Origin of the sequence: Pseudoxanthomonas fibrivorans (genome assembly GCF_041464125.1) — a bacterium.
Lineage (GTDB): Bacteria > Pseudomonadota > Gammaproteobacteria > Xanthomonadales > Xanthomonadaceae > Pseudoxanthomonas.
Genome location: NZ_JBGNUG010000001.1, coordinates 1,812,914 through 1,837,551 on the forward strand (window position 1 = coordinate 1,812,914; position 24,638 = coordinate 1,837,551).

23 protein-coding genes are annotated in these 24,638 nt (G+C 71.9%); 12 read left to right on the forward strand and 11 right to left on the reverse strand.

The genetic code is table 11. From position 1 onward, the window contains the following. Positions 1–80: 80 nt before the first annotated feature. Positions 81–1,547: a pyruvate kinase gene (gene pyk / locus ACA089_RS08435; RefSeq protein ID WP_372015651.1), complete on the reverse strand. Its 1,467-nt coding sequence runs from the start codon at positions 1,545–1,547 to the stop codon at positions 81–83. 253 nt (positions 1,548–1,800) lie between these two features. Here pyk and ACA089_RS08440 point away from each other — a divergent pair, with 253 nt between their 5' ends. Continuing rightward, on the forward strand, positions 1,801–2,778 hold the full coding sequence (locus ACA089_RS08440) for a transaldolase (RefSeq protein WP_372015654.1): 978 nt from the start codon (positions 1,801–1,803) through the stop codon (positions 2,776–2,778). A gap of 73 nt (positions 2,779–2,851) precedes the next feature. On the opposite strand, the gene msrA is transcribed toward ACA089_RS08440, so the two are convergent. Genes msrA through ACA089_RS08455 form a run of 3 tightly spaced genes read right to left on the reverse strand, consistent with a single transcriptional unit; the run spans position 2,852 to position 4,463 of the window. Then, the gene (gene msrA, locus ACA089_RS08445) at positions 2,852–3,490 is read right to left on the reverse strand and encodes a peptide-methionine (S)-S-oxide reductase MsrA (protein ID WP_372017712.1); all 639 of its coding nucleotides are present in this window, start codon (positions 3,488–3,490) and stop codon (positions 2,852–2,854) included. A gap of 26 nt (positions 3,491–3,516) precedes the next feature. Continuing rightward, on the reverse strand, positions 3,517–3,777 hold the full coding sequence (locus ACA089_RS08450; RefSeq protein ID WP_372015656.1) for a putative signal transducing protein: 261 nt from the start codon (positions 3,775–3,777) through the stop codon (positions 3,517–3,519). Further along, positions 3,774–4,463 carry a glutathione S-transferase family protein gene (locus tag ACA089_RS08455; RefSeq protein ID WP_372015658.1) on the reverse strand — a complete coding sequence of 230 codons (690 nt, stop codon included), beginning with the start codon at positions 4,461–4,463 and terminating at the stop codon, positions 3,774–3,776. The genes ACA089_RS08450 and ACA089_RS08455 overlap by 4 nt, the downstream gene beginning before the upstream one ends. Before the next feature lie 102 nt (positions 4,464–4,565). On the opposite strand from ACA089_RS08455, the gene ACA089_RS08460 reads away from it, so the two are divergent. The 3 genes from ACA089_RS08460 to rlmM are packed head-to-tail and all read left to right on the forward strand — an operon-like array spanning position 4,566 to position 7,968. Next, the gene (locus tag ACA089_RS08460; protein WP_372015661.1) at positions 4,566–6,323 is read left to right on the forward strand and encodes a glutamine--tRNA ligase/YqeY domain fusion protein; all 1,758 of its coding nucleotides are present in this window, start codon (positions 4,566–4,568) and stop codon (positions 6,321–6,323) included. Positions 6,324–6,334: 11 nt separating this feature from the next. Next, positions 6,335–6,895: a nucleoside deaminase gene (locus ACA089_RS08465; protein ID WP_372015663.1), complete on the forward strand. Its 561-nt coding sequence runs from the start codon at positions 6,335–6,337 to the stop codon at positions 6,893–6,895. Positions 6,896–6,912: 17 nt separating this feature from the next. Then, positions 6,913–7,968, forward strand: a complete 1,056-nt coding sequence (gene rlmM / locus ACA089_RS08470; protein ID WP_372015666.1) for a 23S rRNA (cytidine(2498)-2'-O)-methyltransferase RlmM — start codon at positions 6,913–6,915, stop codon at positions 7,966–7,968. Positions 7,969–8,038: 70 nt separating this feature from the next. Here the strand turns inward: rlmM and ACA089_RS08475 are convergent, their stop codons facing one another. Both ACA089_RS08475 and ACA089_RS08480 read right to left on the reverse strand, forming a co-directional pair. After that, positions 8,039–8,758 carry a hypothetical protein gene (locus ACA089_RS08475; RefSeq protein WP_372015667.1) on the reverse strand — a complete coding sequence of 240 codons (720 nt, stop codon included), beginning with the start codon at positions 8,756–8,758 and terminating at the stop codon, positions 8,039–8,041. A gap of 114 nt (positions 8,759–8,872) precedes the next feature. Beyond that, the gene (locus tag ACA089_RS08480) at positions 8,873–9,817 is read right to left on the reverse strand and encodes an SMP-30/gluconolactonase/LRE family protein (RefSeq protein WP_372015670.1); all 945 of its coding nucleotides are present in this window, start codon (positions 9,815–9,817) and stop codon (positions 8,873–8,875) included. Positions 9,818–9,965: 148 nt separating this feature from the next. On the opposite strand from ACA089_RS08480, the gene ACA089_RS08485 reads away from it, so the two are divergent. Together ACA089_RS08485 and ACA089_RS08490 are read left to right on the forward strand one after the other, a co-directional pair. Next, entirely contained in the window at positions 9,966–11,093 is a 1,128-nt protein-coding gene (locus tag ACA089_RS08485) for a Gfo/Idh/MocA family protein (RefSeq protein ID WP_372015672.1), read from the forward strand. Between the two features lie 71 nt (positions 11,094–11,164). Beyond that, positions 11,165–11,542 carry an EF-hand domain-containing protein gene (locus ACA089_RS08490; protein WP_372015675.1) on the forward strand — a complete coding sequence of 126 codons (378 nt, stop codon included), beginning with the start codon at positions 11,165–11,167 and terminating at the stop codon, positions 11,540–11,542. Positions 11,543–11,555: 13 nt separating this feature from the next. Here ACA089_RS08490 and ACA089_RS08495 read toward each other — a convergent pair whose 3' ends face one another. Both ACA089_RS08495 and ubiH read right to left on the reverse strand, forming a co-directional pair. After that, complete coding sequence (locus tag ACA089_RS08495) at positions 11,556–12,746, reverse strand: UbiH/UbiF family hydroxylase (protein ID WP_372015677.1); 1,191 nt, start codon at positions 12,744–12,746, stop codon at positions 11,556–11,558. Next, the gene (gene ubiH / locus ACA089_RS08500; protein ID WP_372015680.1) at positions 12,743–13,966 is read right to left on the reverse strand and encodes a 2-octaprenyl-6-methoxyphenyl hydroxylase; all 1,224 of its coding nucleotides are present in this window, start codon (positions 13,964–13,966) and stop codon (positions 12,743–12,745) included. The genes ACA089_RS08495 and ubiH overlap by 4 nt, the downstream gene beginning before the upstream one ends. Before the next feature lie 80 nt (positions 13,967–14,046). Here ubiH and ACA089_RS08505 point away from each other — a divergent pair, with 80 nt between their 5' ends. The 6 genes from ACA089_RS08505 to pdxA all read left to right on the forward strand — a co-directional run bounded on the left by ACA089_RS08505 (position 14,047) and on the right by pdxA (position 20,977). Next, positions 14,047–14,643, forward strand: coding sequence for a hypothetical protein (locus ACA089_RS08505; protein WP_372015682.1), 597 nt, complete (start codon positions 14,047–14,049; stop codon positions 14,641–14,643). Between the two features lie 25 nt (positions 14,644–14,668). Further along, positions 14,669–15,232, forward strand: coding sequence for a cob(I)yrinic acid a,c-diamide adenosyltransferase (locus ACA089_RS08510; protein WP_372015685.1), 564 nt, complete (start codon positions 14,669–14,671; stop codon positions 15,230–15,232). A 59-nt stretch (positions 15,233–15,291) separates the two neighbouring features. Beyond that, positions 15,292–16,200 (forward strand): histone deacetylase family protein, encoded by a 909-nt coding sequence (locus ACA089_RS08515; RefSeq protein WP_372015688.1) that lies wholly within the window; start codon positions 15,292–15,294, stop codon positions 16,198–16,200. A 116-nt stretch (positions 16,201–16,316) separates the two neighbouring features. Continuing rightward, positions 16,317–18,620 (forward strand): LPS assembly protein LptD, encoded by a 2,304-nt coding sequence (gene lptD, locus ACA089_RS08520; RefSeq protein ID WP_372015691.1) that lies wholly within the window; start codon positions 16,317–16,319, stop codon positions 18,618–18,620. Positions 18,621–18,624: 4 nt separating this feature from the next. After that, positions 18,625–19,995, forward strand: coding sequence for a peptidylprolyl isomerase (locus tag ACA089_RS08525; protein WP_372015694.1), 1,371 nt, complete (start codon positions 18,625–18,627; stop codon positions 19,993–19,995). 1 nt (position 19,996) lies between these two features. Further along, a complete protein-coding gene (gene pdxA, locus ACA089_RS08530) occupies positions 19,997–20,977 on the forward strand; it encodes a 4-hydroxythreonine-4-phosphate dehydrogenase PdxA (protein WP_372015697.1) in 981 nt (326 codons plus the stop codon). 33 nt (positions 20,978–21,010) lie between these two features. Here the strand turns inward: pdxA and ruvB are convergent, their stop codons facing one another. From ruvB to ruvA, 3 genes are read right to left on the reverse strand one after another with little or no spacing between them, the layout of a single operon-like run. Beyond that, on the reverse strand, positions 21,011–22,033 hold the full coding sequence (gene ruvB / locus ACA089_RS08535) for a Holliday junction branch migration DNA helicase RuvB (RefSeq protein ID WP_372015700.1): 1,023 nt from the start codon (positions 22,031–22,033) through the stop codon (positions 21,011–21,013). Positions 22,034–22,082: 49 nt separating this feature from the next. Beyond that, a complete protein-coding gene (locus ACA089_RS08540) occupies positions 22,083–24,002 on the reverse strand; it encodes a potassium transporter Kup (protein ID WP_372015703.1) in 1,920 nt (639 codons plus the stop codon). Positions 24,003–24,045: 43 nt separating this feature from the next. Further along, positions 24,046–24,633, reverse strand: a complete 588-nt coding sequence (ruvA, locus tag ACA089_RS08545) for a Holliday junction branch migration protein RuvA (RefSeq protein WP_372015706.1) — start codon at positions 24,631–24,633, stop codon at positions 24,046–24,048. Positions 24,634–24,638: the final 5 nt, after the last annotated feature.

A 24,638-nucleotide genomic window follows, 5' to 3' on the forward strand; every position in this document is an offset into this window, starting at 1 on the left:
TCCGCAGGCCGGCACGCCGTCCTCGAAACGAAACGGGCGCCTCGCGGCGCCCGTTTCGCTGGCCGGCGCTGGCGGCGCCGTCAGAGGTCGCCCAGGCCGCTCGCGCGGCCGTCCTCGCCCACTTCCAGCAGGCGCAGGGTATTGGTGGCGCCGTGGGTTTCCATGTGCTCGCCGCTGGTGAAGACCACGCGGTCGCCGCCGGACAGCAGGCCGGCCTCGACCAGCAGGCGGATGCTGCCGCGCGCGGCTTCGCGCGGGGTCAGGCCGCGGCTGTCGAAGTTGATCGGGAACACGTCGCGCATCAGCGCCATCTGCCGGCGGGCGCCGTCGTGGCGGGTGATCGCGTAGATCGGCGCCGAGGCGCGGAACCGCGACAGGTAGCGGGCGGTGCCGCCGGACTCGGTCATCGCCACGATCGCGCGCACGCCGATGTGCTGGGACAGGAACATGGTGCCCATGGCGATCGCCTGGTCGGCGCGCTCGAGGTTGCGCGCGGCCTGGCCGAAGTCGGTCTCGGTCTTGAACTGGCGCTCGGCGCCCAGGCAGATCCGGGCCATCGCCTCGACCGCCTTGACCGGATAGGCGCCGGCGGCGGTCTCGGCCGACAGCATCACCGCGTCGGTGCCGTCGATCACCGCGTTGGCCACGTCCAGCACCTCGGCGCGGGTCGGGATCGGGCTTTCGACCATCGACTGCAGCATCTGGGTGGCGGTGATCACCACCTTGTTCTGCTTCAGCGACTCCTTGATGATCTTCTTCTGCAGGCCCGGCAGCTCGGCGTCGCCGATCTCCACGCCCAGGTCGCCGCGGGCGACCATCACCACGTCGGACGCCTCCACGATCTCGACCAGGTTCTCGATCGCCTCGGTGCGCTCGACCTTGGACACCAGCGCCGCCTCGCAGCCGTGCGCACGGGCGATGGCGCGGGCATCGTTCATGTCCTGCGCGTTGCGGCAGAACGAGACGGCGATGAAGTCAACGCCGATCTTGGCGACGATCCCGATCAGTTCCTTGTCGCGCTCGGTCAGCGCGCCCAGCGACAGGCCGCCGCCCTGCTTGTTCAGGCCCTTGCGGTCGGACAGCACGCCGTCGTTGAGCACGGTGTTGACGATGCGCTCGCCCTGGACTTCGACCACCTGCAGCTGCATCAGGCCGTCGTCCAGCAGCAGCACGTCGCCCGGCTTCACGTCGCCGGGCAGGCCCAGGTAGCTGACGCCGACCTGGCTGGTGTCGCCCGCCGGCGCGTTCGGGTCGGCGACCAGGTCGAAGCGGTCGCCGGCCTTCAGGCTGATCTTGCCGTTGGCGAAGCGCTCGATGCGGATCTTCGGCCCAGGCAGGTCGGCGAGGATGCCGACCTCGGCGCCGACCCGCTGCGCGGCGGCGCGCACGTCGGCGGCGCGCTTGGCCTGGCCGGACGGATCGCCATGGGAGAAATTGAGGCGGACGACATTCACGCCGGCGCGGAACAGCGCCTCCAGCACGCCCGGCGCGTCGGTGGCCGGTCCGAGGGTGGCGAGGATCTTGGTGCGGCGCAGATGTTCGGTCATGTGGGGAATCGTGCGTGGGCGGGATGCATGAAAAGGCAGCGAAAACTACCACATCGGCCCTGCGCATAGGCAGCGCTGTCATCGGGAATACGGGCGCGGGGCGTCCGGGCCCGGCTGACGTGCGAGGACATACGCACGCGAACGGCGAAGGTTGCACGTACAACCATGCGCCGCACCGGCGTGGTTCAAGACGGATACGCGCGCTCAGGCTACGATGGACAGTCCTCCCTGTCCCCAAGCCATTGCACCCCCGATGACCACCGCCGATCCCGCTACCGCCCCGTCCCGCCTCCAGCAGCTGCGCGAACTGTCCGTCGTCGTGGCCGACACCGGCGACTACGACGCCATCGTCCGCCTGCGCCCGGTCGACTGCACCACCAATCCGACCCTGGTGAAGAAGGCGCTGGGCCTGCCGGTCTACGCGGAGCTGATCGAGCGCGAGCTGGCGTGGGCGCGCACCCAGGCCGATGCCGGCAAGGCCGTCGTCGACGAGGTCGCCGACCGGCTGACCGTGGGCGTCGGCGCGATGCTGACCGGGCTGGTCCCGGGACGGGTGTCCACCGAGGTCGACGCCGACCTGGCGCACGACACCGTGGCCACCGTGGCCAAGGCGCGCAAGTTCGTGGCCATGTACGCCGACCGCGGCATCGGCCGCGACAAGATCCTGATCAAGGTCGCCGCGACCTGGGAAGGCGTGGAAGCGGCGCGCCAGCTGCAGGCCGAAGGCATCGACTGCAACCTGACCCTGATCTTCAACCCGACCCAGGCCATCGCCTGCGCCGAGGCCGGCGCATTCCTGATCTCGCCGTTCGTCGGCCGCATCCTCGACTGGTACAAGGCCCGCGGCCAGGTGCCCGCGACGATCGACGCCGACCCCGGCGTGGTGTTCGTGCGCGGGGTGTACGAGGAGTTCAAGCGCCGCGGCGCGGCCACGGTGGTGATGGGCGCCTCGTTCCGCTCGGTCGAGCAGGTGCTGGCGCTGGCCGGCTGCGACCGCCTCACCATCTCCCCGGACCTGCTGGAGCAGCTGGACGCCTCCACCGGCACGGTCGAGCGCCGGCTGGTGCCGGTGGCGCTCGAGGAACGCGTGATCGCCCCGGTCGACCAGGCCCGTTTCGACGCCGACCTGGCCGCCGACGCGATGGCCAGCGAGAAGCTGGCCGAGGGCATCGCCGCCTTCGCCAAGGACCTGGACGCCCTGCGGGCGGACATCGCCGGCCGCCTGGCCTGATCCGGCCCCGCCCCGGCCGACGGGGCGCCGGACATGGAACGGGACGCCCGGGGCGTCCCGTTTTTCGTCTGCATCAGATCGTGCAGGACACCCCGGTCCCGCCCAGCCCGCAGTAGCCGCCGGGGTTCTTCGAGAGGTACTGCTGGTGGTAGTCCTCGGCGTAGAAGAACGCCGGCGCCGGGTAGACGATCTCGGTGGTGACCGGCGGATAACCCGAGGCCGCGAGCGAGGCCTGGTAGGCCTCGCGGCTGGCCAGCGCGGCCTCGTACTGCGCCGGGGTGTGGCAGTACAGCGCCGAGCGGTACTGGGTGCCGACGTCGTTGCCCTGGCGCATGCCCTGGGTCGGGTCGTGGCTTTCCCAGAAGGTCTTCAGCACCGTGGCGAAATCCACCTGCGCCGGGTCGTAGACCACCCGCACCGCTTCGGTATGCCCGGTGCCGCCGGAGCACACCTCCTCGTAGGTCGGGTTCGGCGTGCCGCCGCCGGCATAGCCGACCGCGGTGGTGAACACCCCCGGCAGCTGCCAGAACCTGCGTTCGGCGCCCCAGAAGCAGCCCAGGCCGACGTCGACCACCTCCATCCCCGGAAACTCGCCGCGCAGCGGGCGCCCGTGGACGTGGTGGACATTGTGCAGCGGCAATGGCTGGTCGCGGCCGGGGAGCAGGTCCTGCTCGCGCGGCAGGCGCTGCTTCCAGGCGCCGATGCCGAGCATCGATCCGAGGGTCATGGCGGGCTCCTTCAGGCCGGCAACAGGCCGGGGTCGGCATCGGGAATGGGGTCGGGACCGTCCCCGCCCAAGCCCGCGGCCTGCAACGCTGCATCCGCCTCGGGCTCGTATGGATCGGGCACGCAGACCCGCAGCACGCCGAACAGCGGCAGCTCGCCGGCGCCGCCGAGCAGGTTCTCGCCGAAGACGAACGCCGGGATGCCGGCGTCTTCCAGCGCGTGCCGCGCCAGGTGCGCATCGATCAGGTTATGGGCCCGGTAGACGATCTTCATGCCGGGACCCCTTCCTCGGGCCAGGCCACGCGCAGCGCCTGGACGGCGGCCACGACCTCGACCTCGCCTTCCGCCGCCGCCCGCCACTCGCGCATCGCCGGCAGCGCCAGCAACGCGTCGGCGTAGGCCCGGCCCACCGCGTCCAGGCCGACGCCATAGCCGGCGAAGCGGATCGCGACGGGCGCATACATCGCGTCGACGATCCCGAAAGCGCCGCACAGGAAGTCCCCGTCGCCGCCATGGGCCGAGCGCAGCTCGCGCCACAGCGCCTGGACCCGGTCAATGTCGGCCTGGGCGGCCGCGTCCCAGCGGTAGCCGTCGGGCCGGCGCCGGCTGTCCATCGGCAGCTGCGTGCGCAGGGCGGCGAAGCCCGAATGCATCTCCGCGGCGGCTGACCGCGCCACCGCGCGGGCGGCCGGGTCGGCCGGCCAGCCACGGCCATCGAGCCAGCGCTCGCTGGCGTATTCGCAGATGGCCAGCGAATCCCAGACCCGCAGGTGGCCATCGCACAGCACCGGGACCCGGCCGGTCGGCGAGTAGCCGCCGATGCGCGCGGCGAACTCCGGGGTATCGAGCGGCAAGCGCAGCTCCTCGAAGTCGACCCCGGCCTGGCGCAGCAGCAGCCAGGGCCGCAACGACCAGGACGAGTAGTTCCTGTTGCCGATGACCAGCAGCGGTCGGGGCATGGCGATTCCGCATGAACGTGCTGGCCCGAGCATACGCCGGACGGCCCGCGCCCGGGGCCGCTCGGCTAAACTGCCGGTTTAGCCTTCAGCGCCCCCTGCTCCATGTCCGCTTCCGACACGCCCGCCACGCCCACCGCCTCCGCCGAGACCGTTCCGGAGAAGCGGGACTTCATCCGCCAGATCGTCCGCGAGGACCTGGCCAGCGGCAAGCACGCCGCGATCCGCACCCGCTTCCCGCCCGAGCCCAACGGCTACCTGCACATCGGCCATGCCAAGGCGATCTGCCTGGACTTCGGGGTGGCCGCCGAGTTCGGCGGGCGCTGCAACCTGCGCTTCGACGACACCAACCCGGCCAGGGAAGACCCCGAGTTCGTCGCCGCGATCCAGGACGACGTGCGCTGGCTGGGCTTCGACTGGGCCAGCCTGCGCCACGCCTCGGACTACTTCGGCGTCTACTACCTGGCCGCGCAGAAGCTCATCCGCGACGGCAAGGCCTTCGTCTGCGACCTGTCGGCCGACGAGGTGCGCGCCTATCGCGGCTCGCTGACCGAGCCGGGCCGCAACTCGCCGTACCGCGACCGCAGCGTCGAGGAGAACCTGGACCTGTTCGCGCGCATGCGCGCCGGCGAGTTCGCCGACGGCGCCCGCACCCTGCGCGCGAAGATCGACATGGCCAGCGGCAACATCAACCTGCGCGACCCGGCGCTGTACCGGATCAAGCACGTCGAGCACCAGAACACCGGCGCCGAGTGGCCGATCTACCCGATGTACGACTTCGCCCACGCGCTGGGCGACGCGGTCGAGGGCATCACCCACTCGCTGTGCACGCTGGAGTTCGAGGACCACCGCCCGCTGTACGACTGGTGCGTGGACAACGTCGACCTGGCCGGCAACCCGGACCTGCTGGCGCCGCTGGAAAGGCACGGCCTGCCGAAGGAAGCGGGCAAGCCGCGCCAGATCGAGTTCTCGCGGCTCAACATCAACTACACGGTGATGAGCAAGCGCAAGCTGACCCAGCTGGTCGCCGAGCAGCTGGTCGAGGGCTGGGACGACCCGCGCATGTACACCCTGCAGGGCCTGCGCCGCCGCGGCTACACGCCCGCGTCGCTGCGCCTGCTGGTCGACCGGGTCGGGATCAGCAAGCAGAACTCGGTGATCGACTTCTCGGTGCTCGAGGGCTGCCTGCGCGAGGACCTGGACGCGAGCGCGCCGCGGCGGATGGCGGTGGTCGAGCCGCTGAAGTTCGTGCTCACCAACCTGCCGGAAGGCCATGAAGAGTCGCTGACCTTCTCCAACCATCCCAAGGACGAATCGCAGGGTGAACGCCAGGTGCCGTTCTCGCGCGAGCTGTGGATCGAGCGCGAGGACTTCGCCGAAGTGCCGCCGAAGGGCTGGAAGCGGCTGGTGCCGGGCGGCGAAGTGCGCCTGCGCGGCGCCGGCATCGCCCGCGTCGACGAAGTGGTGAAGGACGACGCCGGCGGGATCGTCGAGCTGCGCGGCTGGCTGGATCCGGAATCGCGCCCCGGCATGGAAGGCGCCAACCGCAAGGTCAAGGGCACCATCCACTGGGTCAGCGCCAAGCACGCGGTGGCCGCGGAGATCCGCCTGTACGACCGCCTGTTCTCGGTGGAGAAGCCCGACGACGAGTCCGACGGCAAGACCTACCGCGACCATCTCAACCCGGAATCGAAGAAGACCGTGCAGGGCTGGCTCGAGCCGGCCGCCGCGCAGGCCGCGCCGGAGCAGTCGTTCCAATTCGAGCGCACCGGCTACTTCGTCGCCGACCGCCGCGACCACACCCCCGCCAACCCGGTGTTCAACCGCAGCGTCACCCTGCGCGACACCTGGTCGGCGGGCTGAAGGCCGCCGGCATGCTGTACGCGCAGGTCCACCTGACCCTGCCGGCCTGGGTCCACGATGCGTTCGAACCGGGCGCGACCTTCGCCTCGGACGAGGACAAGGTCGCGCTGGCGATCGAGCTGTCGCGGCGCAATGTCGAGGCGCGCAGCGGCGGTCCGTTCGGCGCGGCCGTGTTCGGCCCGGACCACCGCGTGGTCGCCATCGGGGTGAACCGGGTGATGCCGCACACCACCTCGCTGGCGCATGCCGAGAACATGGCCTACATGCTGGCCCAGCAGCGCCTGCAGACCCCGCGCCTGAACGACGTGCTGTCGCCGGTCACCCTGGCCACCTCCTCGCAGCCGTGCTGCCAGTGCTATGGCGCGACCATCTGGGCCGGCATCGACCGGCTGCTGATCGGCGCGCGCGCCGAGGACGTGATGGAACTGACCGAGTTCGACGAGGGCCCGCTGCCGGCGGACTGGATCGGCGAACTGGAACGCCGCGGCATCACCGTCAGCCGCGACCTGCTGCGCGGCGACGCGCGCGCGGTGCTGCGGGCCTATGGCGAAGGCGGCGGCGAGCGCTACTGAGCGCCGCCGACCTCACCATGCACGGACTGCTGGGCTACTGCCGACAGGGCTTCGAACCGGAACTGGCCGCCGAGCTCGGCGAGCGCGCCGCGCTGGCGGGGGTCGCCGGCTATGCACGTGCAAGCCGCGACGACGGCTACGTGCTGTTTGTCACCGGCGAGGAAGGCGACGCGCAGGCGCTCTCCCGCGCCGTGCCCTTCCGCGACCTCGTGTTCGCGCGGCAGAAGCTGCGCCTGCTGGCCGAACTGCGCGGCCTGGATCCGAAGGACCGCCTGACCCCGCTGCTGGCCGCGCTGCCGGGCGGGCTGCGCCTGGGCGACGTGTGGGTCGAGCATCCGGATTCGGACGCCGGCAAGCCGCTGTCCGGCCTGGCGCGCAGCTTCGGCAACGCGCTGCGGCCGGCGCTGCGCAAGGCCGGGGTGCTTTCGCCGAAGGAGGATGCGCGGTTGCCGCGGCTGCACGTGTGCTTCCTGGACGGCGACCACGCGCTGCTGGCACTGGCCGATCCGCGGGACAGCGCGCCGTGGCCGCTGGGCATCCCGCGCCTGAAGCTGCTGCCGGACGCGCCTTCGCGCTCGGCGCTGAAACTGGAAGAGGCCTTCCTCGCCCTGCTGACGCCCGACGAGCGCGAGCGCCTGCTGCGCCCGGGCATGACCGCCGCCGACCTCGGCGCCGCGCCCGGTGGCTGGACCTGGGTGCTGACCCGCCAGCACCTGCGCGTCACCTCGGTCGACAACGGCCCGCTGCGCCAGCACGTGCTCGACACCGGGCTGGTCGAACACCTGCGCGCCGACGGCTTCCGCTGGCACCCCTCGCAGCCGCTGGACTGGATGGTCTGCGACATGGTCGAGCAGCCGAGCAAGGTCGCCGCGCGGATGGGGCAGTGGTTCCGCGAGGGCTGGTGCCGGCACGCGGTGTTCAACCTCAAGCTGCCGATGAAGAAGCGCTGGCAGGAGACCCGGCTGTGCCTGGACCTGTTCGCCGGGCAGGCCGGGCGGCCGCTGACCGTGCGCGCCCGCCAGCTCTACCACGACCGCGAGGAGATCACGGTCTTCGCCACCCCGGCGGCCTGACTGCCGGCGGTCCGGGCCTGGCGCAGCCGATGCGGGCGTGCCCGGCGCACGGGCGCCAGTGGAACCGTGTTCAGGGCAAGAACGGGAACGCCAGCTTCAGCAGCGCCTTGACCCCGCCTTCGGCCGTGGACGACACCGCCTTGGCACCGAGGCTGTTGAGCGCGTTGCGTGCGTCCTCCCAGCGCAGCTTGGTCACGTCCTTCTCGAGCAGGTCGGCCAGCTCTTCGGACGCCGGCGCCAGCTTGCGCAACGCCTTCACCACCGCCTCGGTGTCCGGTTGCAGGAAACCGCTGCGCTCGGCCAGCGCGACCAGCGTGTCGAAACGCACGGCCAGGACCTCGCGGTTGCGCTCGTAGACCGGCAGCGCGCCGGCATCGAGGATCGCCTGTTCCAGCTGCAGACGGTCGTCGGGATGCTCCACGCGCACGGCGAGGAACCCGTCCTTGCGGCTGCGCTCGCTGACATGGCGGCTGCCGGCGCGCAGGTTGGCCTCGGTCAGCACGTGGGCGAGGATCCGGCGCAGGGCCACGTCCGCCGGCTCGGCGACGAGCTGGCGCCAGCGCGCGTAGCCGTCGCTGCGCAGCGCCCGCAGCTTGGCCGGGGTGATCCTCAGCTGGGTGGCGGCGGCGTGGTTGCTGGCATTGCGGTCGATCGCCCCGTCGCGCTCGAGCAGCACGTAGACCAGCAGTTCCAGGTCGCGCTTGCTCAGTGCACCGAAGCCCTGCAACTGGGTCTGGCGGAGGAATTCGGCGGCGAAGGCCGCCGGATCTTTCAGTTCGAGCTGCTGCATGGTCGTGCCTCCTCCGGTGGACCAGTATCGGCGGCGGGTGTCGCACGGGCTGTGACCGGCGCGGAGGCGCGCGCCACGCCGGCGCCCGCACGTGAGCCGTTCAGCCGCGCGGGTTCAGCGCCCGTACTCCCGGCCCGGCCGCCCGCTGCGGAACGTCTCGATCGCGCCGCGGTCCTGCAGGGTGACGTAGACGTCGCGGCCGTCGGCACCGCCGAAGGCGACATTGGTCGGCTTCCGGCCCTTGAGCGGGACCTCGCGCAGCAGCGTGCCGTCCGGCGAGACGACGGCGACCACGCCGGCGCCATAGCGGGCGATGTAGAGGTTGCCGTCCGCGTCGCTGCGCATGCCGTCCAGGCCATGGTCGGCGAACGTCGTCAGCAGCCGCTTGTTCGACACGCCACCGGCGGCATCGATGTCGTACACCCAGACGGTGCGCTGCACGCTCTCGTTGACGTACAGGCGCCGGCCATCGGGGCTGACCTCGATCCCGTTGGTGGTGCCCATGCCGGTCTCCAGCCGCTGCACGCGGCCGTCGCGGCCTATGCGCCAGAGCTGCCCGCTGCTGTTCTTCCAGTCCGGGTCGCTGGCGTAGAGCGTGCCGTCGGGCGCCAGGGCGATGTCGTTGGGCTGGTGCGCGCCGTCGAGATGGGCGAACACGCGCGCCTGGCGCGTGGCCGGATCGATGGCCAGCACGTTGTGCCCTGTGTAGTCGGCCACGAACATCGTGCCGTCGGCGCCGAAGCGGATGCCGTTGCCGGTGCTGCCATCGGGCAACTCGACGAACAGCGTGGCCTCGCCGCGGCCTTCGGCGCCGGTCGTGACCCGGCCGATGGTGCCGTCGCGGCCGAACGCCACCGCGTACAGCGCGCCGCCCGGGCCGGTCGCCGGGCCTTCGATGCCGTCGCCGAACACGCCGTCGCCTACGAAGTCGCGCGCGACATAATCCGGGCCGGTCCCCGCCGGCTGCGCCGGCGACCCCGCTACCGTTGCGATGGATACCATCGCGACCAGGGCCGCGGCGTGGAGCGGTGTCGTTCGGGCGATGGCGGCGTCCTCCATGGCGATGCGCGCGCCAGTGTGCCAGACGCGCCCACGGTATTCGCGCCGGGCATGGCCCGCATGCCGTGCGCGGGGTGGCGGCGCGGCCGCCGTCGTCCTATGGTGCGGGGCGATCCGCGCCGAAGGCGCGCCGACCGGAGCCGACCGCATGCACCTGGAACTCACCCGACGCCGACTGCTCGCCGCGATGGCCGGCGCGGGCATCGGCGCCACCCTTCCCCTCCGCGCGGAGAACCCGATGGACAAGAACGGCAAGGGCGCGCGGCGCAAGGATTCGGTCGGCGTCGCGCTGGTCGGGCTGGGCGGCTACGCCACACACCAGCTGGCGCCGGGCCTGGCGCTGGCCGAGCACTGCCACCTGGCCGGCATCGTCACCGGTTCGCCGGAGAAGATCCCGGCCTGGCAGCAGAAGTACGGCATCCCCGACGGCAACGTCTACAGCTACGACGACTTCGACCGGATCGCCGACAACCCGGACATCCAGGCCGTCTACATCGTCACCCCCAACGACCTGCACAAGCCGCTGACCCTGCGCGCGGCCAGCGCCGGCAAGCACGTGTGGTGCGAGAAGCCGATGGCGATGGACGCGGCCGAGGGCCAGGCGATGGTCGATGCCTGCCGCGCCAACAAGGTGCAGCTGGCGATCGGCTACCGGCTCCAGCACGAACCGAACACGCGCCGGCTGATGGCGCTGGCGCGCGAGAAGCCGTTCGGCCGGATCCTGAAGATCCGCGCCGACGCCGGCTTCAACGCCTACGACGACGTCGATCCGGCGGACAAACCGTGGCGGCTGCTGCCGCAGCACGGCGGCGGCGCGATGTACGACATGGGCGTGTACTCGCTCAACGCCGCGCGCTACACCAGCGGCCAGGAGCCGGTCGCGGTCACCGCCCGCCAGGAGGTCCGCCGCCCGCAGCTGTTCGAGGGCGTGGACGAGACGATGCACTTCACCCTCGAGTTCGCCGACGGCAGCGTGGCCGAATGCGCGACCAGCTTCGGCCAGGACATGAACACCCTGCGCGCGGACTGCGAGCGCGGCTGGTACGAGCTGTCGCCGTTCCAGACCTACGACGGGCTGAAGGGCCGCGCCAGCGACGGGCAGACCTTCGCCGACGCGGTCCGGCACCAGCAGGCGAAACAGATGGACGACGACGCGCTCGCCATCCTCGGCCGCGGGCCGCAGCTGGTGCCCGGCGAGGAAGGGGTGCGCGACATGCGCGTGGTCGATGCGATCTACGCCTCGGCGCGCGGCGGCGGCCGGCGGATCGTGCTCTAGCGGCGTGCGGTTCAAGCCGGCTTCACCGGGCAGGCCCTAGCGTGGCGGGCATGTCCTCCCGCGCGCCCGCCATGAACCGCCTCGCCCCCGCCCTGCTGCTCCTGGCCCTGGCCGCCAGCCCCGCCGCCGCCACCCGCGGCACGCCGGCGGCCACCCTGCCGCTGCCGCCGCCCGTGGCGACCCCGCACGACCAGCCGCTGCAGCACCAGACCGGGATGGTGGTGATCGAAGGGGCCAACGGCGAACGGACCATCATCCGTTCGCTGGAACCACGCAGCCTGGTCGGAGGCGACCGCCTGGATTTCTCGGTGCTCGACGCCGACGGCGACGGCCTCGTCAGCCGCCGGGAAGCCGCGGTTGATCGCAGCCTGCTGTCCGAATTCGGCAACGTCGACGCCAACCGCGACGGCGGCCTGGACCGCGGCGAACTCGCCGGCTGGATCCTCTGACGGCGGCGGGCGGTCAGCGCCCCGCCGCGTGGCGCCACAGCGCGCGCTGCAGCGGGGGCAGCTTCCCGGCGAGCCCCAGCAGCGGGCCCCGCGCCAGCGACGCCAGCATGTCGGCGTTGGAAAACAGCCGGTTGATGCCTTCGAAGGCGTAGGCCGACACGGTGTTGTCGCTGCGCCGGGTGCGTGCCCAGCGCTGCAGCCGGTGAGGTGCGGTCCAGTCGGTGCGGCGCTGGCGCGCGGCGTCGACCTCGTCCACCAGCGCGGCCACGTCGCGCAGGCCCAGGTTGACCCCCTGCCCCGCCAGTGGATGGACCACGTGCGCCGCATCGCCGAGCACCAGGACCCGGCCGGCCACCTGCTGCCGCACCAGCTGGCGGCGCAACGGGAACGCGACCTTCGGCGACGCCGGCGCCGCACGGCCCAGCCGTGCGGCGGACGCATCCGTCAGCGCGGTCGCGAAGGCCGCATCGTCCAGCGCGAGTACCCGCGCCGCTTCGGCGTCGGGCAGCGTCCACACGATCGAACTGCGCCCGCCGGCGAATGGCAGCAGCGCGAGCGGCCCGGTGGGCAGGAAGCGCTGCCACGCGGTGTCCTCGTGGGTACGCTCGGTATCGATGAAAGCGACCACGCCGCGCTGGCCATAGTCGTGCGCGTCGACCTCCAGGCCCGCGAGCCGGCGCAGGGCCGAACCGGCGCCGTCGGCGGCGACCGCGATCCGCGACTCCAGCCACGCGCCGTCGTCCAGGCGCAGGCGCACCCCGGCGCCGTCCTGCTCCATCGCCTCGACCTTCGCCGGGCAGTGCAGGCGGACGCCGGCCGATGCCAGCGCCGCCCACAGCCGGTCGACCAGCAGGTCGTTCTCCACGATCCAGCCCAGTTCCCCCAGCGCCATCGCCGAGGCGTCGAACGCCAGCTCGTCGCCGCCGGCCGCATCCCACACCCGCATGCGGCGGTAAGGGTGCGCGCGCGCCGCGAGCACCTGCGGCCACACCCCAAGCCGCGCGAGCAGGGCGGCGTTGTCCGGGGCGAGCGCATACACGCGCAGGTCGGCGCGTTCGGCCAGCCAGCGCGGCGCCGGCCGCGGCTCGACCAGCGCGACCTCGAGCCCCGCGCGGGCCAGGGCCAGGGCGCAGGCCGCGCCAACGACGCCGCCGCCCGCCACCGCCACGTCCAGGCGCGCGCGGCCTTTCGGGTAACCGCTCACCGGCACAGCTCCGGCACGTCGCCGCGGAAGCCCATGGCGCCGCCGACCATCCAGGCCTGCAGCCAGCCGGCGCGGTCGGCGGCGAGGAGGCCGAGGCTGCGCAGCGGGCGCAGCAGCGGCGAAGGGTTGGCCGTCATCCGCGCCAGCCCGTCTGAGAACGCCAGCGTGCGCTCGCGGTCTTCCCGGCGCCGCTGCGCGTACCCTTCCAGCAGCGACGCATCGCCGGGATCGGCCGCGTGGGCGCGCAGGCCCTCGGCGAGGGTGAGCGCGTCGCGCAGCCCGAGGTTGAACCCCTGCGCGCCGACCGGATGGATGGTCTGCGCGGCATTGCCCAGCAGCACGGCGCGCGGCGCGACCAGCGTGTCGGCCACGACCGAGGCGATCGGGTAGGCGCTGCGCTCGCCGGCGGCGACGAAGCGTCCCGCGCGCCAGCCGAACAGCGACTGGATCCGCGCCAGCCAGGCCGCTTCGTCGAGCGCGGCCACCGCGGAGGCCTGTGCGGCCGGGACGCCGTGGACCACGCCCCAGGCACGGTCGCCGCGCGGCAGCAGCGCGGTCGGGCCGCCGTCGGTGAAGCGTTCCCACGCGGTGCCGTCCGGCGCGCGTTCGCCGCGCACGCGCGCGACGAACAGGGTCTGGCCGTAGTCGTGCCCGGTCGCGGCGATGCCCAGCGCATCGCGCAGCGCGCTGCGGGTGCCGTCGGCCGCGACCACCAGCCGCGCCCGCAGGTGCAGCTCGCCATCGCCGGTGGCCAGGCGCACGCCGCGAGCCTGGCCGTCATCGCCGTCCAGCCCGACGAAGCGGGCCGGCCGGTAGCGGGTCAGGCGCGGCAACGCCGACAGGCGTGCTTCCAGCGCCTCGCCGAAATCCCGCGCCACGACCACCTGGCCGAACGCCTCGCGGCCATAGTCGGCGGCCTCCAGCCGCACGCGGCCGAAGTCGCCGGCGCGGCTGACATGGATGCGGCGGATGGGCCCGGTCGGCGCACGCAGTTTGCGCATCACCCCCAGCGCATCGAGCGCGCTGACCGACGCGGCGGCCAGGCTCAGGTTGCGCTGGTCGAACACCGCCGGCAGCTCGCCCGGAGGGGTGGCCTCGACCAGGGCCACGTCCAGCGGCAGGCCGTCGAGGGCGATGGCCAGGCTCGCACCGACGAGCCCGCCACCGACGATCAGCACGTCATGGGTTCGGGTGTCGGGCCGGATCTCGGGCTGGATCATGGGCACATGATACGCGGCCCTGCGCGCGACCCCGGCCGTGCTCGGCTAGAATGCCGGCGGATCTTCACCACCCGTGCGCCATGACCGCCAACACGTCCCGCCTGTTCATCCTGTCCGTCCTGGCCCTGCTGATGGCCGCTTCGCGCGCGCACGTGTTCGACCATTTCTCGCCGCCGGACGCGAGCTGGGCGGTGTTCTTCATCGCCGGCTTCCACCTGCGCGGCTGGGGCCGCTGGGCATTCCCGCTGCTGATGGCGCTGGCCGTGGGGGTGGACTGGTACGTGATCACCGGCCAGGGCATCGATTTCTGGAACCACTACTGCGTGTCGGCGGCCTACTGGTTCCTGGTCCCGGCCTATGCCGCGATGTGGGCCGGCGGCGCCTGGCTGCGCCGCGGCTACGCGGGCGCCGGCTGGGACGCCCTGGGCCGCCTGGCCGCCGCGTTCGTGGTCTCGGTGCTGGCCTGCCACCTGCTCGCGCAGGGCAGCTTCTACTGGATCAGCGACTCGGTCACCGATCCGACCTTCGCCGGCTGGTGGAAGAACTACACCGACTGGCTGGCGCCGTACCTGGTGACCGCGGGCGTCTACGTCGGCATCGCCGCCGCGCTGCAGGTGGCCGCCGAGCGCATCGCCCCGCTGGCCGGCCGCGGCGCCGGCGACCGCACCGCCCACTGAGCCCGGGTCGACCCGGCCACCGCCGATGGGCAACCGGCTCTCGAAGATCTACACCCGCACCGGCGACGACGGCAGCACCGGGCTGGGCGACGGCAGCCGGACCGGCAAGGACTCCCTGCGGGTCGAGGCCTACGGCACCGTCGACGAGGCGAATTCGGCGATCGGCGTGGTGCTGGCCGCCCCCGGGGTGCCGGACGACGTGCGCGACCTGCTGACCGCGGTCCAGCACCAGCTGTTCGACCTCGGCGGCGAGCTGTGCATCCCCGGCCACGCGGCGATCCAGCCGGCCGACATCGACGCGCTGGAACGCCAGCTCGACCGCCACAACGCGGACCTGCCGCCGTTGAAGGAATTCATCCTCCCCGCAGGCGGCGAAGCGGCCGCGCGCTGCCACCTGGCCCGCACCATCGTGCGCCGCGCCGAACGCGCCACCGTGGCCCTGGCCCGGATCGAGGCGGTGCGGCCCGAGGCGATCGGCTACCTCAACCGCCTGTCCGACCTGCTGTTCGTGCTCGCCCGCGTGCTGGCCCGGGCCGGCGGCCAGGGCGAGGTCACGTGGAAGCACGAGCGGCGCCACGCCGCCCGCTGAGGCGGCCGCGCGACGCGCGGGCGATGGCGCCGCCGTCCGCGCCGCGCTAGCGTGGCGGCATGCTGGCCTGGACCCACCCCGCCTGCCTCGAGCACGACCCCGGCCCCGAGCACCCGGAGCGGCCGGCCCGGCTGCGCGCGGTGCTCGACGCGCTGCAGCGCGCGTTTCCGGACCAGCCCTGGCGCGAAGCGCCGATGGCGATGCGCGGCGACCTGCTGCGCGTCCACGCCGCCAGCCTGGTGGACGAGGTGCTGGCCCCGCTGCAGGGGGAACGGCACCGGCTGGATCCCGACACCGTGCTGTCGTCCGGTTCCGGCCGCGCCGCCCTGCATGCCGCGGGGGCCGGCGTCGCCGCGGTCGACGCGCTGATGGCCGGCGAGGACACGGCCGCGTTCTGCGCGGTGCGCCCCCCCGGGCACCACGCCACCGCCGACACGGCGATGGGCTTCTGCCTGTTCAACAACGTCGCCGTGGCGGCCGCCCACGCCCGCGACCGGCACGGGCTGGAGCGGATCGCGGTGGTGGATTTCGACGTCCACCACGGCAACGGCACCCAGGCCATCTTCCAGGCCGAGCCGCGGGTGGCCTACTTCAGCAGCCACCAGTCCGGGCTCTACCCGCACAGCGGCAGCGTGCACGACCGCGGTGCGGGCAACCTGCACAACGTGCTGCTGCCGCCGGGCAGCGGCGGCTTCCGTTTCCGCAACACCTGGCTGGATTCGCTGCTCCCGCTGCTGGACGGATTGCGCCCCCAGCTGGTCGTGGTGTCGGCCGGCTTCGACGGGCACCTGGCCGACCCGCTGGCGGACCTGATGCTCGATGCGGAGGACTTCGCCTGGCTCACCGGCGAACTGCAGGCCATCGCCCGCCGCCATGGCGGCCGGATCGTGTCGATGCTGGAGGGCGGCTACAACCTGGACGCGCTGGCCGAATGCGCCGTCGCGCACGTCGGCGCGCTGCGGGCCTGACCGGGCTGCCACGGGCGGGATGAACCCCAGCCAGCAGGGCGGGCGCGCTTTCATTGCCCGCATGCACCCCCATCCGGCAAGCTACCGACGATTTTTCGGCCTGGATGCCCCCGCCTGTGCGACCCCCCCTGCGCCTGCTTCCGCTGACGTTGAGCATCGCGGCCTGCCTGGCCGGGCCCGCGGCTGCCGCGGACGACAAGCCGTTGAACTGGGCGCTGTGCCCGGCCGGCGACATCATCCCGCCCTTCAGCGGCGCGCCGCCGGCGGCCCAGCCCGGTGACCCGGCCCGCGAGGCGCAACCCACGGTCATCGAAGGCGACGAACAGAGCGGCACCCGGACCACCCCGCAGATCCAGGGCAACGTCGCGCTGACCCGGGGCGACCAGTTCCTGGGCACCGACAGCATCAAGATGGACACCGAGACGGGCGACTACGTGGCCGAAGGCAACGTCCGCTACCAGGACTCGGGCATCCGCATCGTCGCCGAGCGCGCCGAGGGCAACCAGAACACCGACATCCATACCATCAGCGACATCCGCTACCAGCTGGTGGACCGGCGCGGCAACGGCGGCGCCGATTCGATCCGGCTGACCGGGCCGCTCGGGCAGATGCACCACTCGACCTACACGACCTGCGACCCGTCGCAGCAGATGTGGGAGCTGCGCGCGCAACAGATCGACGTGGACAGCGACGAAGGCTTCGGCGTGGCCCGCAACGCGGTGCTGCGCATGGGCAAGTTCCCGGTCCTGTACGTGCCGTGGTTCAAGTTCCCGGTCGACGACCGCCGCCTCACCGGCCTGCTCTATCCCTCGGTGAGCATGTCCGGGCGCAACGGCTTCGACTACCGCCAGCCGATCTACCTCAACCTGGCGCCCAACTACGACATGACTTTGCAGCCGCGCTGGATGAGCAAGCGCGGCCTGCTGCTGGACACCGAGTTCCGCTACCTCTACGAAGGCGGGCGAGGCATCATCAACGCCTCGTACATGCCCGACGACGACCTGCGCGACCGCGACCGCGGCCGCTTCCTGTTCAGCGGCTACCACAACGTCAACCAGAACTGGCAGGCACGCGCGACCCTGGGCTGGGTCAGCGACGATCGCTATGTCGAGGACTTCAGCAACCGGCTCGCCGGCGTATCCGCGTCGTACCTGCAGAGCACCGCCGGCGTCTACGGCGTCGGCCAGTACTGGACGGCCGGCGCGATGGCCGAGCATTTCCAGCTGACCGACTACACGCTCACCGAAGCCAACCTGCCCTACAGCCGGCTGCCGCGCTTCTACGCGAACTGGGAACAGCCCCTGGGGCACTGGCTGGACGCGGGGCTCTGGGCCGAAGCGGTCCGCTTCCAGCACAGCGAACGTCCCGGCGGCAGCCGCCTGGACCTCAAGCCCTACATCTCCGCCCGGCTCGGCGGCCCGGCGTGGTACGTGACGCCGACCCTGGCCTGGCGCTTCACCGGCTACCAGCTGGACGAGGAACTGGCCCAGACCCTCGGCGGCGACACCTCGCCGGACCGCAACCTGCCGATCGCCTCGCTCGATGCGGGCATGTACTTCGACCGCGACACCACCATCGGCGACACCGCCTACCTGCACACCCTCGAGCCGCGGCTGTTCTACCTCAACGCGCCCTACCGCGAGCAGGACGGCCTGCCGCTGTTCGACACCCGGCCGTTCACCTTCAGCTGGGGCCAGCTGTTCCGCGACAACCGCTATTCCGGCGCCGACCGGCAGACCGACGCGAACCAGCTGACCGTGGCCCTGAGCACGCGGCTGATCCGCCAGGCCGACGGCCGCGAGAAGCTCTCGGCCAGCATCGGCCAGATCCGCTACTTCGAGGACTCCCGCGTGGTCGCCCCGGGCGAGCTGCCGGTGGAGGAGGGCAAGTCGGCATGGGTCGCCGACGCCAACTACGTGATCAACGACCGCTGGAACCTCGGCGCCTCCTACCAGTGGGACCCCAAGTTCCGCCGCGAGGACCTGGCCAGCGTGCGCGCCCGCTACCTCTGGCCGGGCGACGGCGTGGTCAACCTGAACTACCGCTACCGCCGCGACCTGCTGGAACAGGCGGACTTCTCCTTCCTGTACCCGATCAACCCGGTCTGGAGCGTGGTCGGCCGCTACTACTACTCGATCGACGAGGACAAGCTGCTGGAGGCGGTCGGCGGCGTGCAGTGGGACAGCTGCTGCCTGGCGATCCGCGCCCTGGCCCGCCGCTACGTGCGCAACCGGGAGGGCGAGATCGACAACGCCATTCAGTTCGAATTCGTCCTCAAGGGCCTAGGGTCGGCAGGCCAGGACACGGAGCGGACGTTGCGCCGTGCTATTCTCGGCTACTACCGCGACGACCTGTACCTGGTCCCGCCCAGCAACACCACGCCCGATCCGGACGCTTACGATCCGAACATCATTCCGTGAGTCCATGAGCCCACGTCTTTCCGCGACCCTGCTGGCGGTCGCCGCCCTGCTTTCCCTGCCCTTCGCCGCGCCGGCCCAGCAACTGCAGCCGGTCGAACGCATCGCCGCGGTCGTGGACGAGAACGTCGTCCTGCAGAGCGAGCTGGACCAGGCCATGCGCAACGTCATCGGCCAGTACGCCGGCCGCGAGAACCAGCTGCCGCCGCGCGCGGTGCTGGAGCGGCAGGTGCTGGAGCGCCTCGTGCTCACCCGCATCCAGGTCGAGCGCGCCAAGGGCAACGGCATCCGCATCAGCGACCAGGAAATGAACCAGGCCGTCGCGTCCATCGCCCAGCAGAACAACCTGTCGACGGACGGCCTGCGCCAGCGGCTGGCCGCCGACGGCCTGTCGTTCGACGACTTCCGGCGCTCGCTGGCCGACGAGATCATGGTCCAGCGCCTGCGCCAGAGCTTCGCCCAGAGCCGGATCAACGTCAGCGAGAGCGAGGTCGACGCGGCCCTGGCCCAGCAGGCCAGCGGCGGCCGCCAGTACCACCTGGCGCACATCCTGGTCGGCCTGCCCGAAGGCGCGACCGCCGAGCAGATCGCCACCGGCCAGCGCAAGATCGAGGGCATCAAGAGCGTGATCGACCGCGGCGAGCTGACCTTCAACGCCGCGGCCGTCCGCTATTCCGACAGCCCGAATGCGCTGGAGGGCGGCGACCTGGGCTGGCGCAGCCTGGACGAGATCCCCAGCGCGTTCTCGCGCGCGATCAGCGACATGACGCCCGGCCAGGTGTTCGGCCCGATCCGTGGCCCGAGCGGCTTCCAGCTGCTGCAGCTGGTCGAGGTCCGCGACGCCGATGCGGCCGGCGCGGCGACGCAGACGGTCAGCGAGTACCACGTGCGCCATATCCTGGTCAGGGTCAACGACCGCCAGGACGACGCCACCGCCAAGGCCCGGATCGAGACGCTGCGCGCGCGCGTGGCCGGCGGCGCCGGCTTCGAGGACGTGGCCCGCGAATCGTCCGAGGACAACAACACCCGCGGCCAGGGCGGCGACCTGGGCTGGTTCCCGGCCGACGCCTTCGGCCCCGACTTCGGCCAGCAGGTCACCGCGCTGGCCGATGGCGCCGTTTCCCAGCCGTTCCGCACCGACGCCGGCTGGCACGTCATCCAGCGGGTGGCCCAGCGGCAGACCGACGTCACCGACAACAACCGCCGGGCTCAGGTCCGCGAAACCATCGGCCGGCGCAAGCTGGAAGAGGAATACAACCGCTACCTGCAGGAGCTGCGCGGGGAAGCCTACGTCGTGTTCCGCACCGGCGACCGCGCGGCGGACGCCGCCCCCGCGCCGGCGGCCGAACCCGCCGCGACGCCGCCCACCGGCGGCTGAGGTGACGCTCCCCCGGCTCGCTCTGGTTCCGGGGGAACCGGCTGGGGTCGGGCCGGAACTGTGCGTCCGCCTCGCCCAGGCGCTCCGGCAGGACTGCCGGCTGGTGGCTCTGGCCGACCCGGCGACGTTGCAGTCCGCCGCCCGCGCGCTGGGCCTGCCGCTCAACCTGCTGCATGAGGACGAGCCGGCACGCCGGCCCGGCGACCTGCCGCTGCGGATGTTCCCCAACGACAACGCGGTCGTCTTCGGACGGCCCGACCCGCGCAATGCCGGCGCGGTCATCGGCGCCCTGCTCGACGCGGCCGCCGGATGCATGCGTGGCGAGTTCGCCGGCATGGTCACCGGCCCGGTCCAGAAGTCGACCATCAACGAGGGCGGCATCGCCTACACCGGGACCACCGAACTGCTCGCCGGGCACGCCGGGCGCGAGGTGGTCATGATGCTGGCCAACGACACCGTCCGGGTCGCGCTGGCGACCACCCACCTGCCGCTGCGCCAGGTGGCCGACGCGATCGACGGCGCGCTGCTGCGGCGGGTACTGCGGACGACCCACCAGGCGCTGCGCGCCGATTTCGGGATCGCCGATCCGGTGATCGCGGTGCTCGGCCTGAATCCCCACGCCGGCGAGGATGGCCACCTCGGGCGCGAGGAGATCGACACGATCATCCCGGTGCTGGAGGCGCTGCGCGGCGAAGGGATGCAGCTGCCCGGACCGCTGCCGGCGGATACCGCGTTCCTGCCCGGCCGCCTGCGCGGCTTCGACGCGGTGCTGGCGATGTACCACGACCAGGGCCTGCCCGTGCTCAAGTACAGCGGCTTCGAACAGGCGGTCAACCTGACCCTGGGCCTGCCCTATCCGCGGGTGGCGGTCGACCACGGCACGGCGCTGGACCTCGCCGGCCGCGGACTGGCCGATCCTTCGAGCCTGGCGGCCGCCGTGTCGACCTGCGCCCGCATCGCCGCGCAGCGGCAGCGCGCCTAGGCGCGGGCGTCCCCCCCGCCGTCCCTCCGGGGATCAGAACAGCTCGCCCGCCTCGCGCGCCGGCGCGACCAGCCCGAGGTGGCGGTAGGCCTTTGAGGTGGCCATGCGCCCGCGCGCGCTGCGGACCAGGAAACCCTGCTGGATCAGGTACGGTTCGATCACGTCCTCCAGCGTGCCGCGTTCCTCCGACAGCGAGGCGGCCAGCGATTCCACGCCCACCGGCCCGCCATCGAAGTGTTCGATGATCGTGCGCAGCAGGCGCCGGTCCAGTTCGTCGAAGCCTTCCGGGTCGACCTTGAGCATGGCCATGGCCGCGCTGGCGACCTCCGCGTCGATGTGGCCGGCCGCCTTGATCTGGGCATAGTCGCGCACCCGCCGCAGCAGCCGGTTGGCGATACGCGGCGTGCCGCGCGCGCGGCGGGCGATCTCGGCGGCACCGGCCGCCTCGCAGTCGATGCCGAGGATCTGCGCCGAGCGGCGCACGATCCGGGTCAGCTCCTCGGGGGTGTAGAACTCCAGGCGCTGGACGATGCCGAAGCGGTCGCGCAGCGGCGCGGTCAGCAGGCCCGCCCGCGTGGTCGCGCCGATCAGCGTGAACGGCGGCAGGTCGAGCTTGATCGAACGCGCGGCCGGGCCCTCGCCGATCATGATGTCGATCTGGAAGTCCTCCATCGCCGGATAGAGCACTTCCTCGACCACCGGCGACATGCGGTGGATCTCGTCGATGAACAGCACGTCGTGCGGCTGCAGGTTGGTCAGCAGCGCGGCCAGGTCGCCGGCCTTCTCGATCACCGGGCCGGAGGTGACCCGCAGGTTGACCCCCAGCTCGTTGGCGATCACGTGGCTGAGCGTGGTCTTGCCGAGGCCGGGCGGGCCGAAGATCAGCACGTGGTCCAGCGCCTCGCCGCGGCGCCTGGTCGCCTCGATGTAGATGCCCAGCTGCTCGCGGACCGGCTGCTGTCCCAGGTATTCGTCCAGCCGCCTGGGCCGGATCGAGGCCTCGAGGGCCTCGTCCTCGCGGGTGGCGCCGGCGGTGAGGATGCGCGGATCGTTCATGCCGCCATGTTCGCACGCGCCCGGCCGCGGTGCAGCGGCCGGGACGCGGTCATATCTCGACCTGCGAGCCCAGCTCCACCAGGCGGTTGCCCGGAATGCGGAAGAACCCGGTCGCCGGCGCGGCGTTGCGGTGCATGACCGCGAACACCTTGTCGCGCCAGATCGGCATGCCGCGGTGCTTGCCCGCGACGATGGTCTCGCGGCTGGCGAAGTAGGTCGTGTCCATCGGGTCGAAGGTCATCCCGCCCACGTCGCAGGCGCGCATCAGGGCCAGCGGCACGTCCGGGGTCTCCATGAAGCCGAAGCGGACGATCAGCCGGTAGAAGTCGTCCCCGATCTGGTCCATCTTCAGCCGCTTGTCGGCCGGCGCGTGCGGGACGTTGAGCGTTTCCACGGTCAGGAACACGTTGCGCTCGTGCAGCACCTTGTTGTGCTTGAGGTTGTGCAGCAGCGCGTGCGGCACCACCGTGGTGTCGGTGGTGAGGAACACCGCCGTGCCCGGGACGCGCGCGGGGGGAGCGAGCATCAGGCCCGGCAGGAAGGTATCGACCCGGATGCCGTCCTTGCGCAGCTCCTCGCGCATCAGCTCGCGGCCACGGCGCCAGGTGCGCATCAGGGTGAACAGGACGATGCCGAGCACCACCGGGAACCACGCGCCCTGCAGCAGCTTGGCGCCGTTGGCGATGACGAAGCCGAGCTCGATCACGAAGAACACCACGCACAGCGGCAGCACCCAGTTGCGCCAGCGCGGCCACAGCGCGCGCGCCACCAGGGCCAGCAGCAGGGTGTCGATCAGCATCGTGGCCGAGACCGAGATGCCGTAGGCCACCGCCAGGTTGCTGGAGCTGCGGAACACCAGCACCAGCCCGATCACCATGACCATCAGCAGCCAGTTGACCCCGGGGATGTAGATCTGGCCGATCGTGTCGTGCGAGGTGTGCTTGATCCGCATGCGCGGGATGTAGCCCAGCTGCATGGCCTGGCGCGAGACCGAGAACGCGCCGGTGATCACCGCCTGCGAGGCGATGACCGCGGCCATCGTCGCCAGCACGATCATCGGGTACAGCGCCCAGGACGGAACCGCCTCGAAGAACGGGTTCCGGACCAGTTCGGGGTGCTCGAGCACCAGCGCGCCCTGTCCCAGGTAGTTCAGCAGCAGGCACGGCAGGACGAAGAAGTACCAGGCGTGGCGGATCGGCGGCGCGCCGAAATGGCCCATGTCCGCGTACAGCGCCTCGCCACCGGTCACCGCCAGCACCACCGCGCCGAGGATGAAGATGCCGTGCCAGCCGTGGTCCATGAAGAACAGCGCGCCCCAGTACGGGTTGAACGCCTTGAGCACCTCGGGCGCCTCGATGATGTTCCAGGTGCCCACCGCGGCCAGCGACAGGAACCAGAGGCTGGTGATCGGCCCGAACACCTTGCCCACCTTCTCCGTGCCGAAGCGCTGGGCCATGAACACCAGCAGCAGCACCACCACGGTGATCGGCACGATGAAATGGTGCAGGCCGGGCGCGGCGATCTCCAGGCCCTCGATCGCGCCGAGCACGGTGATCGCCGGGGTGATCACCCCGTCGCCGAAGAACAGCGAGGCGCCGAAGATGCCGAGGATGCCCACCACGTAGGCCGAGCGCGAGCCGTTCTTCAGGGTGCGCTGGGCCAGCGCCATCAGCGCCATGACCCCGCCCTCGCCCTCGTTGTCGGCGCGCATGATGATGGTCACGTACTTGAGCGTGACCACCACCATCAGCGCCCAGAACGCCAGCGACAGCACGCCCAGCACCGTGTCGTGGTCGCTGTCCAGGCCGTAGTGCGGCGAGAACGCCTCCTTGAGCGTGTACAGCGGGCTGGTGCCGATGTCGCCGAAGACGACGCCGATGGCGCCGACGACGAGCGCGAGGTGGCTGGCACCGGCGCCGTGCGGCGCGTGCTGGCCCGAGGCAGGCGTGGGGGTGTGCGCTGCGGTCATGGCGGCCCTAGGTTAGCGCGTTGTCGTGGGGTGGGCGATCGGGTCAGCGCAGGGCCGACTGCAACGCCTTGCGGATGATCGCGGCGGCCTCGTCGCCCGGGGCGGCGGCGTCGCGGGCCATGCGGGTGGCCTCGGCGGGCTTGTAGCCCAGCTGGGCCAGCGCCGTGATCGCGTCGGCGACCGGGTCGCCGGGGGCGGCGGGCATGCCCGCAGGCGCGCCACCGGCGAGGTCCGCGGCGCGGTCGCGCAACTCGACGACCATGCGCTCGGCGGTCTTCTTGCCGATCCCGGGGATGCGGGTCAGCGCGGTGATGTCGCCCGCCTGCACCAGCCGCGCGAACTCGTCCACGCTCACGCCCGACAGCACGGCCAGCGCGATCTTCGCGCCGATGCCGCTGACCTTCTGCACGTCGCGGAACAGGCGCCGCTCGCCTTCGCGAAGGAAGCCGTACAGCGAGACGCTGTCCTCCTTCTGCGCGTAGTGGGTGAACAGCGACACCTCGCGCCCCAGGTCGGGCAGGTCATAGAAGGTGCTCATCGGCGCTTCCAGCTCGTAGCCGACGCCGTTCACGTCGACCACCAGCCACGGCGGCTGCTTGAGTGCGAGGATGCCGCGCAGGCGTCCGATCATCGGGC

Excerpts from the sequence above, each read along its gene's own strand:
- pyk (WP_372015651.1), bottom strand. The coding sequence starts at position 1,547 with ATGACCGAACATCTGCGCCGCACCAAGATCCTCGCCACCCTCGGACCG.
- ACA089_RS08440 (WP_372015654.1), top strand. The coding sequence starts at position 1,801 with ATGACCACCGCCGATCCCGCTACCGCCCCGTCCCGCCTCCAGCAGCTG.
- msrA (WP_372017712.1), bottom strand. The coding sequence starts at position 3,490 with ATGCTCGGCATCGGCGCCTGGAAGCAGCGCCTGCCGCGCGAGCAGGAC.
- ACA089_RS08450 (WP_372015656.1), bottom strand. The coding sequence starts at position 3,777 with ATGAAGATCGTCTACCGGGCCCATAACCTGATCGATGCGCACCTGGCG.
- ACA089_RS08455 (WP_372015658.1), bottom strand. The coding sequence starts at position 4,463 with ATGCCCCGACCGCTGCTGGTCATCGGCAACAGGAACTACTCGTCCTGG.
- ACA089_RS08460 (WP_372015661.1), top strand. The coding sequence starts at position 4,566 with ATGTCCGCTTCCGACACGCCCGCCACGCCCACCGCCTCCGCCGAGACC.
- ACA089_RS08465 (WP_372015663.1), top strand. The coding sequence starts at position 6,335 with ATGCTGTACGCGCAGGTCCACCTGACCCTGCCGGCCTGGGTCCACGAT.
- rlmM (WP_372015666.1), top strand. The coding sequence starts at position 6,913 with ATGCACGGACTGCTGGGCTACTGCCGACAGGGCTTCGAACCGGAACTG.
- ACA089_RS08475 (WP_372015667.1), bottom strand. The coding sequence starts at position 8,758 with ATGCAGCAGCTCGAACTGAAAGATCCGGCGGCCTTCGCCGCCGAATTC.
- ACA089_RS08480 (WP_372015670.1), bottom strand. The coding sequence starts at position 9,817 with ATGGAGGACGCCGCCATCGCCCGAACGACACCGCTCCACGCCGCGGCC.
- ACA089_RS08485 (WP_372015672.1), top strand. The coding sequence starts at position 9,966 with ATGCACCTGGAACTCACCCGACGCCGACTGCTCGCCGCGATGGCCGGC.
- ACA089_RS08490 (WP_372015675.1), top strand. The coding sequence starts at position 11,165 with ATGAACCGCCTCGCCCCCGCCCTGCTGCTCCTGGCCCTGGCCGCCAGC.
- ubiH (WP_372015680.1), bottom strand. The coding sequence starts at position 13,966 with ATGATCCAGCCCGAGATCCGGCCCGACACCCGAACCCATGACGTGCTG.
- ACA089_RS08505 (WP_372015682.1), top strand. The coding sequence starts at position 14,047 with ATGACCGCCAACACGTCCCGCCTGTTCATCCTGTCCGTCCTGGCCCTG.
- ACA089_RS08510 (WP_372015685.1), top strand. The coding sequence starts at position 14,669 with ATGGGCAACCGGCTCTCGAAGATCTACACCCGCACCGGCGACGACGGC.
- ACA089_RS08515 (WP_372015688.1), top strand. The coding sequence starts at position 15,292 with ATGCTGGCCTGGACCCACCCCGCCTGCCTCGAGCACGACCCCGGCCCC.
- ACA089_RS08525 (WP_372015694.1), top strand. The coding sequence starts at position 18,625 with ATGAGCCCACGTCTTTCCGCGACCCTGCTGGCGGTCGCCGCCCTGCTT.
- ruvB (WP_372015700.1), bottom strand. The coding sequence starts at position 22,033 with ATGAACGATCCGCGCATCCTCACCGCCGGCGCCACCCGCGAGGACGAG.
- ACA089_RS08540 (WP_372015703.1), bottom strand. The coding sequence starts at position 24,002 with ATGACCGCAGCGCACACCCCCACGCCTGCCTCGGGCCAGCACGCGCCG.
- ruvA (WP_372015706.1), bottom strand. The coding sequence starts at position 24,633 with ATGATCGGACGCCTGCGCGGCATCCTCGCACTCAAGCAGCCGCCGTGG.